The organism is Bacillus sp. BS3(2021) (assembly GCF_021043345.1).
Taxonomy (GTDB): Bacteria; Bacillota; Bacilli; order Bacillales; family Bacillaceae; genus Bacillus; species Bacillus paralicheniformis.
The window spans coordinates 164,677-179,086 of record NZ_JAJNDM010000008.1 but is presented as its reverse complement, the minus strand read 5'-3'; the positions used below and the strand labels follow the sequence as shown (position 1 = coordinate 179,086).

Below are 14,410 nucleotides of genomic sequence, written 5' to 3'. Positions count from 1 at the left end.
TCTAGGCTTCTTATATATATGAAAGAAGAAAACCATCCGTGTGTTGTTTACCCGAAAAAGAAACATCACACCTTAAAGCTTGCTTTTAACAGCTATATGGAGCGTATGCATCGACAGCTTGAACCATGATACGGCTTGCTGTTGTCCCTTTTATGCGATTGTCATTTTTTCTGGCACTTTATGCAAAAATGCGTGCCCCTTCCGCCAACGACTGTTTTTTCAATTGGAGATCCGCACTTTTTACAAGGTTCATCTTTCCGGCCGTAAACGAAAAGTTTGAGCTGGAACATGCCGATTTCACCTTGTGAATTGATGTAAGATCTGACTGTGCTTCCCCCTGCTTCAACAGCTTCCTTTAACGTTTGAACGATCTCTTCATGAAGAAGAACCGTCTGTTTTTTTGTGAGCTTGTTCGCTGTTGTCTCGGGATGGATACCGGCTCTGAACAAAGCCTCGTCGACATAAATATTGCCCAGTCCGACCACTGTCCGCTGATCGAGCAGTGCGGTTTTCACTGAGCGGTTTGTTTTCTTCAGGCGCTCTCTTAAGTAACCGGCTGTAAATTCCTCGCTGCAAGGTTCGGGACCGAGCTGCCTGAGAGGCAGCTCCGTCAGTTCTTCTCCCGGCTTAAACAAATGCATCGTGCCGAACTTTCTGACATCCCGGTAGCGCAGCTCGCTTCCGTCCGTGAACCTGAAAATGACGTGCACATGTTTATCAAGGGGTTCATCGTTTTGATGAAGCCCGTACTTTCCTTCCATTCTCAAATGGGAAACCATGACACAATCATCAAGATGAAACAACAGGAATTTTCCCCTTCTTCCGATCGACTGAATCGTCTGACCGGCCAGGAGCCTTGCGAATTCCTCAGGCTCCTCCGGACGTTTTATGATTTTTGTCCATCTGACATCAACCGCATCGATCGTTTTCCCTCTTACAAGCCCGGCAAGAGTGCGCCGGACCGTTTCGACTTCTGGTAATTCCGGCACATCATCACTTCCTTTTCTCTATTTTGCATCGTACCATGAAGGCCCTGAAGCGCAGTCCACTTTCAGCGGAACATCGAGCTCCAATGCATGTTCCATTACTTCCGGAACCAGTTTTTCAAGCACTTTGATTTCATCTTCAGGCGCTTCAAAAATCAATTCGTCGTGAACCTGTAGCAGCAGTTTGGCCTGGAGATTTTTTTCTTTCAGCTTGTCCGCCATGTCGATCATCGCTTTTTTAATGATATCTGCGGCGCTTCCCTGGATCGGCGTGTTCATTGCCGTCCGTTCGGCAAAGCTGCGCAGATTGAAATTCCGACTCGTCAATTCCGGTATATACCGCCTCCGGCTTAAAAGAGTCGTCACATAGCCCCTCTGTTTCGCTTCTTGAACGGTTTCTTCCATGTATTCTTTAACTCCCTGGAAGCTGTGGAAATAGCGCTCAATAAACGCGGCCGCTTCCTTTCTTGTAATTCCCAGGTTTTGCGACAAGCCGTAGTCGCTGATTCCGTAGACGATTCCGAAATTGACGGCTTTCGCCTGCCTCCTCATCGCAGGGGTGACTTCTTCTTCTGATACATGAAAAACATCCATCGCCGTTTTCGTGTGAACGTCCATATCGTTCGTGAACGCTTCAATCAAATTTTTATCCTTTGAAATGTGGGCGAGAACCCTCAATTCGATTTGGGAGTAATCCGCAGCGAATATGAGCCAGCCTTTTTGCGAAGGGACAAACGCCTGCCGGATTTTGCGGCCTTCCTCAAGACGGATCGGTATATTTTGCAGATTTGGATCGGTTGAGCTGAGCCTTCCCGTCTGTGTTAAAGCTTGATTAAAGCGGGTATGCACTTTATGGCTGTCTTTTTTGATTACTTTTAAAAGCCCTTCGACGTATGTGGACTGGAGCTTGCCGATCTGTCTGTAGTGCAGAATATCTTCGATAATGACGTGTTTGTCGCGCAGTTTTTCCAGCACATCGGCTGAAGTCGAATAGCCCGTTTTTGTTTTTTTGACGGCAGGCAGCCCGAGTTTTTCAAACAAAATCACACCGAGCTGCTTTGGAGAATTGATATTGAACGTTTCACCTGCTGACTCGTGGATTTTCTTCTCGTATTCCGCTAATTTGGCGGACAGTTCTTCCCCCATTTTTTTCAATCTGTCGACATCGACTTGGACACCGATCGATTCCATCTCACCGAGAATGTGGGCGAGGGGCATTTCGAGCGCTTCAAACAGATCGAGCTGCTCGTTTTTCTCCAATTCATCAAGAAGCTTTTCGCGGAGCAGCGATATCGCCTTCGCTTTTCTGGCTAAATGGTCGGCAAGCTCCTTCTCATCCGGCACCGCCTGTTTCGCGCCTTTTCCGTAGACCGCTTCATCTGCCGCGACAATGTGTAATTGGTGTTCTTTCGCAACGCTTGCAACATCGTCGTAAGAGTGTCCCGGATTGATGATATAGGCCGCAAGGAGAACGTCAAATTCTGCGCCTTTCAGTTCGATGCCCCGCCAGCGCAAAGCGACCGCCGCGCGTTTTGCATCAAACACCCATTTCTTTTTCGACTCGTCTTCGGCCCACTCTTTAAAACGGTCCGACTGAACAGCTGTCTCTTCCGGGATGAAGAAAGCGCCATGTTCGTTGACGATCGAAAAACCGAGGATCGGCGCCTCATGATAATTGTCGCCGAGCTGTTCGACAACGAGTGAAGCCGGTGACGCAAACAAATCATCCGTGATGTCTGTTTTGATCGTGACGTTGATCTCTTCAAACTGTTCTTCTTCTTTTTCTCCCGGCTCTTCGCCAATCCTTTCGAGCAAAGAGTTAAAACCGAGATCTTTAAAAATCTTGACGACCGCTTCCCTGTCAAAACCTTCGTATCCGAGGGAATCGAGGGTGACTTCAAGCGGCGCTTCTGTCGTAATTGTCGCAAGCTCTTTGCTCATCAATGCCTGTTCTTTAAATTCTTCAAGCTTTTCTTTCAGTTTTTTTCCGCTGACTTCGTCTATTGACGACAGCAGCTCCTCTACTGTATGGAACTGTTTCAAAAGCTTGATCGCCGTCTTTTCGCCGACGCCCGGCACACCTGGAATGTTGTCTGATGAGTCTCCCATCAGCCCTTTCATGTCAATGATTTGTTCAGGTGTAAGTCCGTACTTTTCCCGGACATGTTCCGGCGTATAGTATTCAACATCTGTAATGCCCTTTTTCGTGATGGCGACCGTCGTTCCTTCTGTAGCCAGCTGTGTCAGGTCTTTGTCGCCGGAAAAAATCTTCACTTCAAATCCGTCTTTTTCCGCTGACTTGGCAAGGGTGCCGATAATATCATCGGCCTCGTAGTTTTCAAGCTCATACCTTGAGATTTGATAGGCGTCGAGGAGCTCGCGGATAAACGGCAGCTGCTCGGACAGCTCGGGCGGCGTTTTTTGTCTGCCGCCTTTATATTCTTTAAACGTTTTATGTCTGAATGTCGTTTTCCCCGCATCAAAAGCAACGAGCATGTGGGTCGGTTTTTCTTCTTCAAGCATCTTCATTAAGATCGTGGTAAAACCGTACACAGCGTTTGTATGTATCCCTTTTTCATTGCTGAGAAGAGGCAGAGCGAAAAACGCGCGGTAAGCCAGGCTGTTTCCGTCAACCAATACTAGTTTTTTTCTTTCAGTCATCTTTATCCTCCTAAGGAGCCGATTCGTCAGCTTCCATTCAACTTCGTGATCATATTTGCTTATTTTATTTTAGCAAAGTTCATTTTGAAAGGAAAATGAGAGTGATTTCGCAGAAAAATAAAAAAAGGGACGCGCTGTTGATCGCGTCCGTCCATATGGCTCCTTGGATGAAGGGGTTCACTAATGATCCTATCAGCCAAGTTTTAACCATATATATAAAAGTTGTTAAGCCTTTGTAAAGTTTGCTAAATGAAGCTACTCGGATGCGCGTTTTAAGCGGACCGTGAATTCGGTGCCTTTCCCCCGCTCGCTTTCGACGTCGATTTCACCGTCGTGGGCTTCGACTAAATGCTTGACGATCGCAAGGCCGAGACCGGTTCCTCCTGAATTTCTGCTCCTGTCTTTATCGATCCGGTAGAAGCGTTCGAATATTCTCGGGATTTCGGACCGCTTGATCCCGATGCCCGTATCCTTCACTTTGACTTGCACTGCATTTTCCAGTACACCAGCCGAAATCGTTACGTTTCCATCTTCAGGCGTATATGTGAGGGCATTGTTCACCAAATTTAAAAAGATCTGCTTTAGTCTGTGCGGATCCCCGGAAGCAACGGCTGGCATCTCCGGCTTTTCCAGGGTCAAGGTGATTCCTTTTTCCTCCGCTTTATTCTTCAAAAGCATCTCAATTTCAGCGAGGATTTCACCAATATTGCAATTTTGAATATTCAAGGTGAAGTTCTGCTGTTCGATTTTCGACAGATCCAACAGGTCCTGGATCAACGTTTGCAGACGGCTGCTCTCTTTTAAGATGATCGATAGAAATTGCAGCAGCGTCTCCCTTTCGTTCATCGCTCCGTCTAAAAGCGTCTCGGTGAACCCTTTGATCGATGTAATCGGCGTTTTCAGCTCGTGGGAGACATTGGCGACAAAGTCCTTCCTCATTTCTTCAAGCTGCTTTCTTTCCGTCATATCATGGAACACGAGAACGATGCCTTTCCACTCATCATTGATGCCGATAATTGGAACTCCGTCGACTTCAAAATACCTTCTTTCAATTTTGATCGGCAGTTTAAACATTTTGCGGACCTTTGTTTCCGTCATGAAAATTTCTTCGATGAGATTAATGATTTCTTCGTGTTCGAGCACTTCGTGATAGAAATGGTAAAGAAGCTGATCGGCTTCTACGTGAAATTGCTTTTGATAAGCGCGGTTCACAAGGTGAATATAACCCTTTCCATCGATTAAGATCAGACCGGAGTCGATATTTTCGATGACGGTTTGCAGACGGTCGCGCTGCATTTCCTGTGCTCTTGTCATGTCCTGCAGGTTCTGCGCCAGCATATTGATGGACTGGCTTAGCATCGTTTCATCTTCGTTGAAAGTCCTTGCTTTATAGTTTCCTTTGGCAAGCTCAATCGCCACTTGTGTCGCAGACTCAATCGGATTCGTATATTGAGAGGTTATTCTCGCCCCAAGCCCGGCGATGATTAAAAAGGCCGTTCCAAGGCTCACGCCGAGGAGAATCCAGATCTTTTGATTGATATCTTGCAATGAATCGACAGGAGTGCTGATCAGAATATATCCATTCACATTCCCGTCTTCTTTCAGCGGCTGCACGTAACGGTAAACGGACTCGTCATCCGGATTGATTCTGAAGCCTCCTCCTTCACCGTTTAAATCCGACTCAAGCGCTTCTTTGATAACGGATTGATCTTCTGCACGGCCCCCAAAATGAAAAAGAACCTGACCTTTTGTATCAACCAGCGATACATGACTGTCCAGTTCACGGCTTGCCTTCTCTAAAATGGCTCCTTGCTCCGAAGACTTCATGTTTTCACGATTTGCCAATGAAGCGACCAAAGCGGCTTCTTTTTCAATATGGCTGCTCAGTTTGGCATCGTATGAGGAGTGAAACAAGTGAACGAGCAGAAAACCGAGTGAAGCAAATACGAGAATCAAAAGCGTCAGCAGGGCAGCTAAAAGCCGGGTCCGGAATTTAATCATTCAGCTTCGGCTCCTCCATTTTGTAGCCAAGACCTCTGATTGTTTTAATGTATTCCGGTTTTTTCGTATTTTTTTCGATCTTATCGCGAAGATGGCTGATATGGACATCGACGATGCGCGTATCGCCCGCGAAGTCGTAGTTCCAGACAGCGTTGAGGAGAAGGTCTCTCGTCAGCACCCTCCCTTTATGCCTTCCCAAATATAAAAGGAGTTCGAATTCCTTCGGCGTTAGCTCGAGGCGTTCGTTTTGAAAGTAAACCTCATAATGTTCTGGCAGTATTTTCAATTCGCCTATGATCAGCTCGCCTGCATCCGGTTCTTCCGTCTCCTCCGGATGAACGGACAGCGTCTGTGTTCTTCTTAAAATCGCTTTGACCCTTGCCGTCACCTCTCTCGGGCTGAACGGCTTCGTCATATAGTCATCGGCACCCAGCTCGAGACCGAGCACCTTATCAAATTCATCATCCTTAGCGGTCAGCATCAAAATCGGATACATCAGCTTCTTCTGTCTGAGTTCCTTGCATACTTCAATGCCGTCCATTTTAGGAAGCATCAGATCGAGCACGATCAGATCCGGCTTCTCTTCAATCGCCTTTAATAAGCCGGCCTCTCCGTCCATGGCCGTCACCACATGATAGCCCGACCGTTCAAGGTTATATTTTAGAAGGGTAACAATCGATTCCTCATCATCTACAACTAATATCTTTTTGCTCATGACATGCCTCCAGGCTTCAGATTTCCCCGACATCTCTTTCTCTATCTTTTGTTAAATAAACGTTTTCACTCCTATTTTAACGAAAGCCTATCCGTTCGACAATTTGATTTTTCAGTGTTTTGCATAAAATCTCTCTTTTTCGGCAATAAACCGCTGTTTTAAGCGATGGAATGCTTCCAGAAAAAAGAATGAAAATGTCCGGGCAGATGATTATGATTAGGTATATGCTGACAGCCCGTGTTTATGTCTTGATTTTCATATGGTTTTATGTAAAAAAAGATCGCATTCAAAAACAGGAAGGCTTGTATAAAGCCTTCCTGCTGTTTTCATTATGATAATACTTTCATGACGTTTTTGACTGATTCAACGGATCGATCAAGCTGACTTCTTTCTGTTTCAGTCAGTTCAAGTTCAATGATCTGTTCAAGACCGTTTCCGCCGATAATCGTCGGAACGCCGAGGTAAATGCCTTCATAGCCGTATTCGCCTTCAAGGTAGGCAATAGTCGGCAGCACGCGGCGCTGGTCTTTTAAGATTGCTTCAACCATTTCTGTCAGGGAAGCGGCTGGCGCATAATACGCACTTCCGTTTCCTAACAGGTTGACAATTTCTCCCCCGCCTTTTCTCGTTCTTTCAACAATCGCATCGATCCGGTCTTTCGGAAGAAGCGTTTCAAGCGGAATGCCGCCTGCATAAGAGTAGCGAACGAGCGGAACCATATCGTCCCCGTGTCCGCCCAGTACAAAACCTGTAATGTCTTTGACGGAAAGGTTGAGCTCCTGAGCGACAAACGTTCTGAATCTTGCCGTATCCAAAACTCCCGACTGGCCGATGACCCGCTCTTTCGGGAAGCCCGATTCTTTATAGACGGCGTATGTCATCGCATCCACAGGGTTTGTCAGAACGACGATGATACAATCAGGTGAGTATTTAACAACTTCCTTCGTTACGCTCCTCATGATCTTTTCATTTGTAGCCACGAGGTCGTCCCGGCTCATTCCCGGCTTTCTTGCGATTCCCGCCGTGATGACGACGATATCTGAGCCGGCCGTATCTTCGTAGTTTGCCGTTCCTGTAATATTCGCATCAAATCCTTGGACAGGGCTCGCTTCCAGCATATCGAGCGCTTTCCCTTTTGTAGGGTTTTCAAGCTGCGGAATGTCGACTAGCACGACGTCAGCCAATTCTTTTTGAGCCGTTAAAAACGCAGTTGTTGCACCTGTAAAGCCCGCTCCGATGACAGATACTTTATTTCGCTTCTTTCCCATGTTTTCTACCCCTTTTAATTGTTGTTGTTTTACCCCAAAACAGCCGTTTAAGACATATTTTTGATAAGCTCATCACCGAATTCAGAGCATTTAACTTCAGTCGCGCCGTCCATCAAACGAGCGAAATCGTATGTGACGACTTTGGATGCGATTGTTTTCTCCATAGATTTAATCACAAGGTCGGCAGCTTCATTCCAGCCCAAATGCTCAAGAAGCAGCACGCCGGATAGGATGACTGAAGACGGGTTTACTTTGTCTAGGCCAGCATATTTTGGAGCTGTACCATGTGTCGCTTCAAAGATGGCGTGTCCTGTCTCATAGTTGATGTTTGCTCCAGGAGCGATGCCGATTCCGCCGACTTGGGCAGCAAGCGCATCTGAAATGTAGTCCCCGTTCAGGTTCATTGTCGCCACAACATCAAACTCGGCAGGGCGGGTCAGGATCTGCTGAAGGAAGATGTCAGCGATGCTGTCTTTGATGATGACTTTGCCGGCCGCTTCAGCTTCGCTTTGCGCTTTGTTTGCAGCGTCTTTGCCGTCTTTTTCAGCGATGCGGTCGTATTCGGCCCATGTGAATACTTTATCGCCGAATTCTTTTTCAGCCACTTCATAGCCCCAGTTTTTAAAGGCGCCTTCCGTGAATTTCATGATGTTTCCTTTATGGACGAGCGTTACAGATTTGCGGCCGTGCTCGATTGCATACTCGATCGCAGCTCTGACAAGCCTTGACGTTCCTTCTTCAGAAACCGGCTTGATACCGATGCCTGATGTTTCAGGGAAACGGATTTTGTTAACGCCAAGCTCGTTTTTCAGGAATGAAATCAGCTTTTGAACTTCTTCAGAGCCTTTCGCGTATTCGATGCCGGCATAGATATCTTCAGTATTTTCGCGGAAGATGACCATATCCGTATCTTCAGGGCGCTTAACCGGTGAAGGAACGCCTGTGAAATAGCGGACAGGACGCAGGCATGTAAACAGGTCAAGCTCTTGTCTTAGCGCTACGTTTAATGAGCGGATTCCGCCGCCTACAGGAGTTGTTAAAGGACCTTTAATCGCGATCAGGTATTCGCGGATCGTATCAAGCGTTTCTTCAGGAAGCCATTCGCCTGTTTTGTTGTACGCTTTTTCCCCGGCGTAGACTTCTTTCCAAGTGATTTCCTTTTCGCCGTTATACGCTTTCTCCACAGCCGCTTCAAGAACCCTTGAAGCCGCTCTCCAAATATCAGGACCTGTTCCGTCCCCTTCAATAAACGGGATGACCGGGTTGTTTGGAACGTTTAATACTCCGCCGGAGACTGTAATTTTTTCGCCTTGTGCCACAATAAAACCTCCCATAATATGTAATTCTTCAATATAGAAAAACATTTGTTTCCCCCGTTTGGCGGGGGACAAACATGTTTTTTCATAGATTCATGAAATCGTTGTTTCCTAAGAAAGCCGTTAAGAGGCCGGCCGAACAAAGCTCGAACAGCCTCCTTTCAAACGGTCAGCTTCTGTCTTCAATCGGAATGAACGTCTGCATGTCAGGGCCGGTGTAATCAGCCCGCGGACGAATCAGTCGGTTATTTTCATACTGTTCGAGAATGTGAGCGAGCCAGCCTGATACCCTGCTGATCGCAAAAATCGGCGTGAACAGATCATGGTCGATTCCTAAGCTATGATAAACCGACGCAGAATAAAAGTCTACGTTTGGCGGCAGCTTTTTCTGAGACGTGACGATTTCCTCAGTCCGCTCTGAAATCTCATACCATTTGCTTTCACCCGTTAAATTCGTCAAACGTCTGCTCATTTCCTTCAAATGTTTTGCGCGGGGATCGCCCTGGCGGTATACGCGGTGGCCGAACCCCATGATCTTTTCTTTCTTTTCAAGCTTGGCGTGAATATATGAATCTACGTTTTCAACCTCGCCAATCTCTGAAAGCATTTTCATAACTGCTTCGTTTGCTCCGCCGTGAAGCGGACCTTTCAAGGCCCCGATTGCGGCCGTGATCCCTGAGTAGACGTCTGAAAGCGTCGCGACGCATACTCTTGCTGTGAACGTAGATGCGTTCAGCTCATGATCCGCATGCAGAATCAAGGCTTTGTCAAACGCTTCCACTTCAACAGGTGAAGGTTCTTTTCCATTCAGCATGTAGAGAAAGTTGGCGGCAAAACCGAGTTCCGGATTCGGCTCAATCGGCTCGAGCCCTTTGCGGATTCTTGAAAAAGCAGCGACAAGCGCAGGCATCTTCGCTTGGAGACGCACCGCTTTTCTGTAGTTTGCTTCCGCATCCATTTGATCTGCTTCTTCGTCAAACAGTCCGAGTAAAGAAACGGCTGTCCGAAGAGCTGCCATCGGGTGGACTTTTCCATTCGAGTAGGATTTGAAATGGTCAATCACTTCTTTGGGGATACCGGCATTTTCAGAAAGCTGTTTTTTAAGCTCTGCGAGCTCCTCTTTGTTCGGCAGCTTTAAATGCCAAAGCAGATAAACAACTTCTTCAAAGCTAGCTTTTTCTGTCAAATCATCGATGTTATACCCTACATATGTAAGAGTATCATCAATAATTGAACTTACTGATGATGTAGTGGCGACTACCCCTTCAAGGCCGCGTGTTGCTGTCATACTCATCTCTCCCTTTTTTTAAAAATTTCCCCTTTTAAAATTAAACCAAAACCTAGGAGCAAAAACAACGCATGTTGTATACATCTTCTTCAACCCAAAAAGAAAATGCTTACATTAAATCGTTTTTCAAATAAAACAATCGTGCGTTTCTATATACCGTTCGATACTCCGATATGCTTAATAAAGATTAAGCATATTTATATTATAAACAATAATCTGATAAATTTGTAGGTTTTTGATCAAAAATGCTTTCAAAGCCTTATAAATCAAGGGTTCGTAGTTATTTATTATCAATCGACAGCTTTGTAGAATCATGTATTCTTCTGTATCTATTTGAGGGAGGTTTTGGGAAGGGATTTTTATTAAAAGTGGACAGACGTATTCCTCCAGTTCTTTCATACTAATCGGTTTATGATTTTCACCTATAATAAATTTATAAACAAAAGAAAAAGAGATAAAATCTTTTACTTGTTACTTTACAGCAAATCCCCTTCATCCGTTTTAAAACAAACGGGGGGAGTTTTTATGAATGAAAAGTTATTATCATTATTTTGACTGATGTTCCCTTTTAAAAGAATCAGGTATGATCGATAAAGAAAACGTTTTCAAAGAAAGGGGAATGCCACATGCCTTATCGTATGAAACGAGTGTTGCTGCTTCTTGTCACCGGATTGTTTTTGAGTTTGTCTGCAGTCACTTCTACTGCCTCGGCTCAAGCAGGCGGATCGTTTTTTGACCCTTTTAACAGCTATAACTCCGGTTTATGGCAGAAAGCAAATGGTTATTCGAATGGAGGTGTGTTCAACTGCACTTGGCGTGCAAATAACGTATCAATGACATCATTAGGTGAAATGCGTTTGGGGCTAACAAGTCCATCTTATAACAAGTTTGACTGCGGGGAAAATCGCTCTGTTCAAACATATGGATATGGACTTTATGAAGTCAGAATGAAACCAGCTAAAAACGTAGGGATCGTTTCATCGTTCTTCACTTACACAGGTCCAACAGATGGAACTCCTTGGGATGAGATTGATATCGAATTTTTAGGAAAAGACACAACAAAGGTTCAGTTTAACTACTATACGAATGGTGTAGGAAACCATGAGAAGCTTGTGGATCTCGGATTTGATGCATCCAATGCCTATCATACGTATGCGTTCGATTGGCAGCCAAACTCGATTAAATGGTATGTCGATGGGCAATTAAAACATACCGCGACGAGCCAAATTCCGACTACGCCAGGAAAGATCATGATGAACTTGTGGAATGGTATTGGTGTCGATGACTGGCTCGGTTCCTACAACGGTGTAACACCTCTATACGCTCATTACGACTGGGTGCGTTATACAAAAAAATAATGTCAAAAATGATAAGAGCCTGCAGCCTCAACCTAACCAGGCTCTTATGATTGTAATGAGAAGTTGTTGGCATGATTAGTCTTTTATACAATCTTATCGAGATGATGACAGCCCTCTTTCTGGGTTTGCTTTTTTTGCTTCTTTAGTTCTCTTTCTTTTGTGAAAATGACATCTCATATCCTTCAATTTTTTGATGGTTTCCTCAATTTCTTTCTGTTTTCTATCAATTTTTCTTTTTCGTTCACTAAAATCACTTGCTGCCGTCCGCGCCGCAATCATATCCGACGTCTCAGTTAGCAGAAAAAATAAACTCTCCGGCACTGAACAGCACTCGCAATTCGACAGCCATCATAATAAAGGATGCGATAACTGATGCAAGCGTTTCAGCCCGAAAGAGACGATAGATCATTTTTTCTTTTTATCCAAGCTTACCTGCTGAAGACTCCACAAATAAAAACCCACAAATTCGAAATAAACGGTCATATTTCCCCACACAGGTTTTTGACAAACTGAGCCCTCTTTTTATAGAGGGCCTTATTTTTTTGCACCAGCTGACTTCTATTTACAGATTTTTAGGAGTTTTAACTGCGTTATGTATGTTTATTTTTAGTTGCGAACGTTTTTTTCAAACTAAAAAACCCCCTGAAACAGGGGGAGCTGGCCCGCATTTCTAAGATGTAAAATGCTGGACGGCCTGCATGACAAGATAGGCGATCCCGGCACCGATGAGCGGGCCGACGGCAACGCCTTTGAATAAAGCGACCGCTAAAATCGTTCCAAATACAAGAGCGGTGGTGATATGCGGGTCTTCCGCGAGCAATGTGATCCCGTTTTTGGCGATCAATGCTACGAGAATGCCCGCCCCGAGTGCGATCCATGCGTAATATGATTTCATCGCTTCGCCAAGCTGTTTAAAGCCGATCTCTCCAGTGGCAATCGGCACAAGGACCGCTATTGTAATAACGGTAACTCCCCAGTTAATCCCTTTGGATTGGATGGCCGGAAACAGCTTTTGATCGAGGCCGGTCAGCTTGATCAAAAGCAGGACGGATACCGCGATGATCAACGACTGATTTTTCGCGATTAATGCGATGGCCAAAAGCAGGATCAAAAATAAATTAGCTTGAGTAAACATGCTGTATTCAACTCCATTTTTTTATGACCTTTCTCATAATAACAGGACTCAAGAATAAAATGAAATAAGGACATGCTTTCTAATATCAGGAGGATGCAGAATTGAATCAATCCTATCTCACAGCTGCGCTTCGGGCAGTGTATGTGCTGTTTTTGACCGCTGCTTGCGGAGCGGTCGGCTACTACTCTTTTCCGTTAACCTATCCTTTTGTGATTGCGCTTATTCTCGCCATCATGATCAACCCTTTTGTGGAATGGCTCGATAAGCGGACCGGGCTCCCGAGAGGCGTTAATGTCGGCATCGTGCTATGCGGCTTTTTGATCGCCGGAGCCGGCTTTTTGACCCTGGTCGTTGCCGAGATTGTCTCTGGAACGGCTCATTTGGCTAAAATACTCCCCGTCCAGTTTAATAAAGCCGCTCTTTATATCGAATCTTTTTTTACGAATCAAATCATGCCGCTGTATAATCAGCTTGCCGCTTTTTTTGACGGGCTCGAAGCCGCCCAGCAGGAATCGATCATTACACAGGTCCAAAATTTGGGCAGTGAACTCGCATCAGGCACCGCTTTGTTTCTTTCAAAAATTCTTGAGATGGTGCCCCTCTTTTTCGCCTTTCTGCCGAATATGGCGGCCGTGCTGATCTTTTCGCTCCTAGCCACTTTTTTTATCAGCAAAGATTTGCATAAAATACAAAACAAGGCGCGGTCTGTTCTTCCTGATCGGCTGATCTCGGGTGCAGCGGCTGTCTATGCGGAATTGAAAAGAGCGCTGGCAGGCTTTGTGAAGGCCCAGCTTACCCTTGTGGCGATGACGATGGTGCTGGTGTTGATCGGGCTTTCTGTGTTGAAGGTTAATCATGCTGTCGCCATCGCTTTTCTCATCGGGCTGGTCGACCTGCTGCCGTATTTGGGAGCGGGGTCTGTATTTGTGCCGTGGATCGTCTATTTAGCAGCATCCAAGCAGCTGCCGCTCGCGATCGGCCTCGGAGTCCTGTACATCGTCGTGCTCGTCTTCAGGCAGCTGGCCGAACCGAAGATTTTGAGCCGGTCAATCGGACTTCACCCTTTGGGAACATTGATCGCGCTGTTTGCCGGTTTCAAATTGTTTGGCTTTCTCGGATTGATCATGGGTCCCGCCCTTCTCGTTCTCATTCAGGCTCTCTTTACAACAGGTATTTTTAAAGACGTATGGCAGTTTATTAAAGGAAATGAAAAATAAGCGGCAGCCTGCTTTTTCCAATGCGGGCCGCCGCTTATCGGGTTATTTGATGATGTTAATCCGCCTGCCTTCAGACATCCTCTTCAGCTTGCGGGATATGAACGGTTTGAAACGGCTGCGCGTTGCCGGCAGCAGCAGCAGTAAACCGATGATATCCGATAAAAAGCCGGGCAGCAAAAGCAGCATGCCGCCTATGAAAATACAAAGCCCGTCCAAAATCGCATCCCCAGGCATTTTTCCATACTGAAGATCGCGCTGAACTTTGTAGTAAACTTCGATTCCTTGTTTTTTGGCGAGAGCGGCCCCGAGAAATCCCGTCAAGATGATCAGCAAAACGGTCGGCAAGACACCGATCCAATTAGCGGACAAGAGGAACAGACCGATTTCACTCGCTGGAAAAATGACGAGAAATAATAAGAAAAACTTCATTGTCTTCACCTCATAATTCTAATATGGAAGCGAACG

Annotated in this window: 11 protein-coding genes and 1 pseudogene; 2 read left to right on the top strand and 10 right to left on the bottom strand. The window is 45.7% G+C overall.

Features of this window, described 5'->3' with window-relative positions; translation table 11 throughout:
• Positions 1 to 161: 161 nt before the first annotated feature.
• The 7 genes from mutM to citZ form a co-directional block, all read right to left on the bottom strand.
• Positions 162 to 989 carry a DNA-formamidopyrimidine glycosylase gene (mutM, locus tag LQ247_RS17810; protein ID WP_105980075.1) on the bottom strand — a complete coding sequence of 276 codons (828 nt, stop codon included), beginning with the start codon at positions 987 to 989 and terminating at the stop codon, positions 162 to 164.
• Positions 990 to 1,007: 18 nt separating this feature from the next.
• A complete protein-coding gene (gene polA, locus LQ247_RS17805; protein ID WP_020452550.1) occupies positions 1,008 to 3,647 on the bottom strand; it encodes a DNA polymerase I in 2,640 nt (879 codons plus the stop codon).
• 255 nt (positions 3,648 to 3,902) lie between these two features.
• Entirely contained in the window at positions 3,903 to 5,648 is a 1,746-nt protein-coding gene (pnpS, locus tag LQ247_RS17800) for a two-component system histidine kinase PnpS (protein WP_231006357.1), read from the bottom strand.
• On the bottom strand, positions 5,641 to 6,363 hold the full coding sequence (locus tag LQ247_RS17795) for a response regulator transcription factor (protein ID WP_020452552.1): 723 nt from the start codon (positions 6,361 to 6,363) through the stop codon (positions 5,641 to 5,643). Before LQ247_RS17795 ends, pnpS begins: the two co-directional genes overlap by 8 nt.
• Positions 6,364 to 6,692: 329 nt before the next feature.
• Positions 6,693 to 7,631 (bottom strand): malate dehydrogenase, encoded by a 939-nt coding sequence (gene mdh, locus LQ247_RS17790; RefSeq protein ID WP_020452553.1) that lies wholly within the window; start codon positions 7,629 to 7,631, stop codon positions 6,693 to 6,695.
• A 47-nt stretch (positions 7,632 to 7,678) separates the two neighbouring features.
• A complete protein-coding gene (gene icd, locus LQ247_RS17785; protein WP_144499094.1) occupies positions 7,679 to 8,950 on the bottom strand; it encodes an NADP-dependent isocitrate dehydrogenase in 1,272 nt (423 codons plus the stop codon).
• Between the two features lie 166 nt (positions 8,951 to 9,116).
• Positions 9,117 to 10,235 carry a citrate synthase gene (citZ, locus tag LQ247_RS17780; protein ID WP_020452555.1) on the bottom strand — a complete coding sequence of 373 codons (1,119 nt, stop codon included), beginning with the start codon at positions 10,233 to 10,235 and terminating at the stop codon, positions 9,117 to 9,119.
• Positions 10,236 to 10,861: 626 nt separating this feature from the next.
• Between citZ and bglS the strand changes: the two genes are divergently transcribed.
• On the top strand, positions 10,862 to 11,593 hold the full coding sequence (gene bglS / locus LQ247_RS17775) for a beta-glucanase (protein ID WP_231006355.1): 732 nt from the start codon (positions 10,862 to 10,864) through the stop codon (positions 11,591 to 11,593).
• A 255-nt stretch (positions 11,594 to 11,848) separates the two neighbouring features.
• Here the strand turns inward: bglS and LQ247_RS17770 are convergent.
• Positions 11,849 to 11,996: pseudogene (locus tag LQ247_RS17770) on the bottom strand (transporter); the annotation flags it as partial.
• Between the two features lie 267 nt (positions 11,997 to 12,263).
• A complete protein-coding gene (locus LQ247_RS17765; RefSeq protein WP_020452557.1) occupies positions 12,264 to 12,728 on the bottom strand; it encodes a DUF441 domain-containing protein in 465 nt (154 codons plus the stop codon).
• Between the two features lie 101 nt (positions 12,729 to 12,829).
• On the opposite strand from LQ247_RS17765, the gene ytvI reads away from it, so the two are divergent.
• Positions 12,830 to 13,945, top strand: a complete 1,116-nt coding sequence (gene ytvI / locus LQ247_RS17760) for a sporulation integral membrane protein YtvI (RefSeq protein WP_020452558.1) — start codon at positions 12,830 to 12,832, stop codon at positions 13,943 to 13,945.
• A 42-nt stretch (positions 13,946 to 13,987) separates the two neighbouring features.
• On the opposite strand, the gene LQ247_RS17755 is transcribed toward ytvI, so the two are convergent.
• The gene (locus LQ247_RS17755) at positions 13,988 to 14,374 is read right to left on the bottom strand and encodes an FxsA family protein (RefSeq protein ID WP_020452559.1); all 387 of its coding nucleotides are present in this window, start codon (positions 14,372 to 14,374) and stop codon (positions 13,988 to 13,990) included.
• Positions 14,375 to 14,410: the final 36 nt, after the last annotated feature.

Coding starts and splice junctions, on each gene's coding strand:
- LQ247_RS17765 (WP_020452557.1), bottom strand. CDS start 12,728: ATGTTTACTCAAGCTAATTTATTTTTGATCCTGCTTTTGGCCATCGCA.
- polA (WP_020452550.1), bottom strand. CDS start 3,647: ATGACTGAAAGAAAAAAACTAGTATTGGTTGACGGAAACAGCCTGGCT.
- pnpS (WP_231006357.1), bottom strand. CDS start 5,648: ATGATTAAATTCCGGACCCGGCTTTTAGCTGCCCTGCTGACGCTTTTG.
- LQ247_RS17755 (WP_020452559.1), bottom strand. CDS start 14,374: ATGAAGTTTTTCTTATTATTTCTCGTCATTTTTCCAGCGAGTGAAATC.
- citZ (WP_020452555.1), bottom strand. CDS start 10,235: ATGACAGCAACACGCGGCCTTGAAGGGGTAGTCGCCACTACATCATCA.
- LQ247_RS17795 (WP_020452552.1), bottom strand. CDS start 6,363: ATGAGCAAAAAGATATTAGTTGTAGATGATGAGGAATCGATTGTTACC.
- mdh (WP_020452553.1), bottom strand. CDS start 7,631: ATGGGAAAGAAGCGAAATAAAGTATCTGTCATCGGAGCGGGCTTTACA.
- bglS (WP_231006355.1), top strand. CDS start 10,862: ATGCCTTATCGTATGAAACGAGTGTTGCTGCTTCTTGTCACCGGATTG.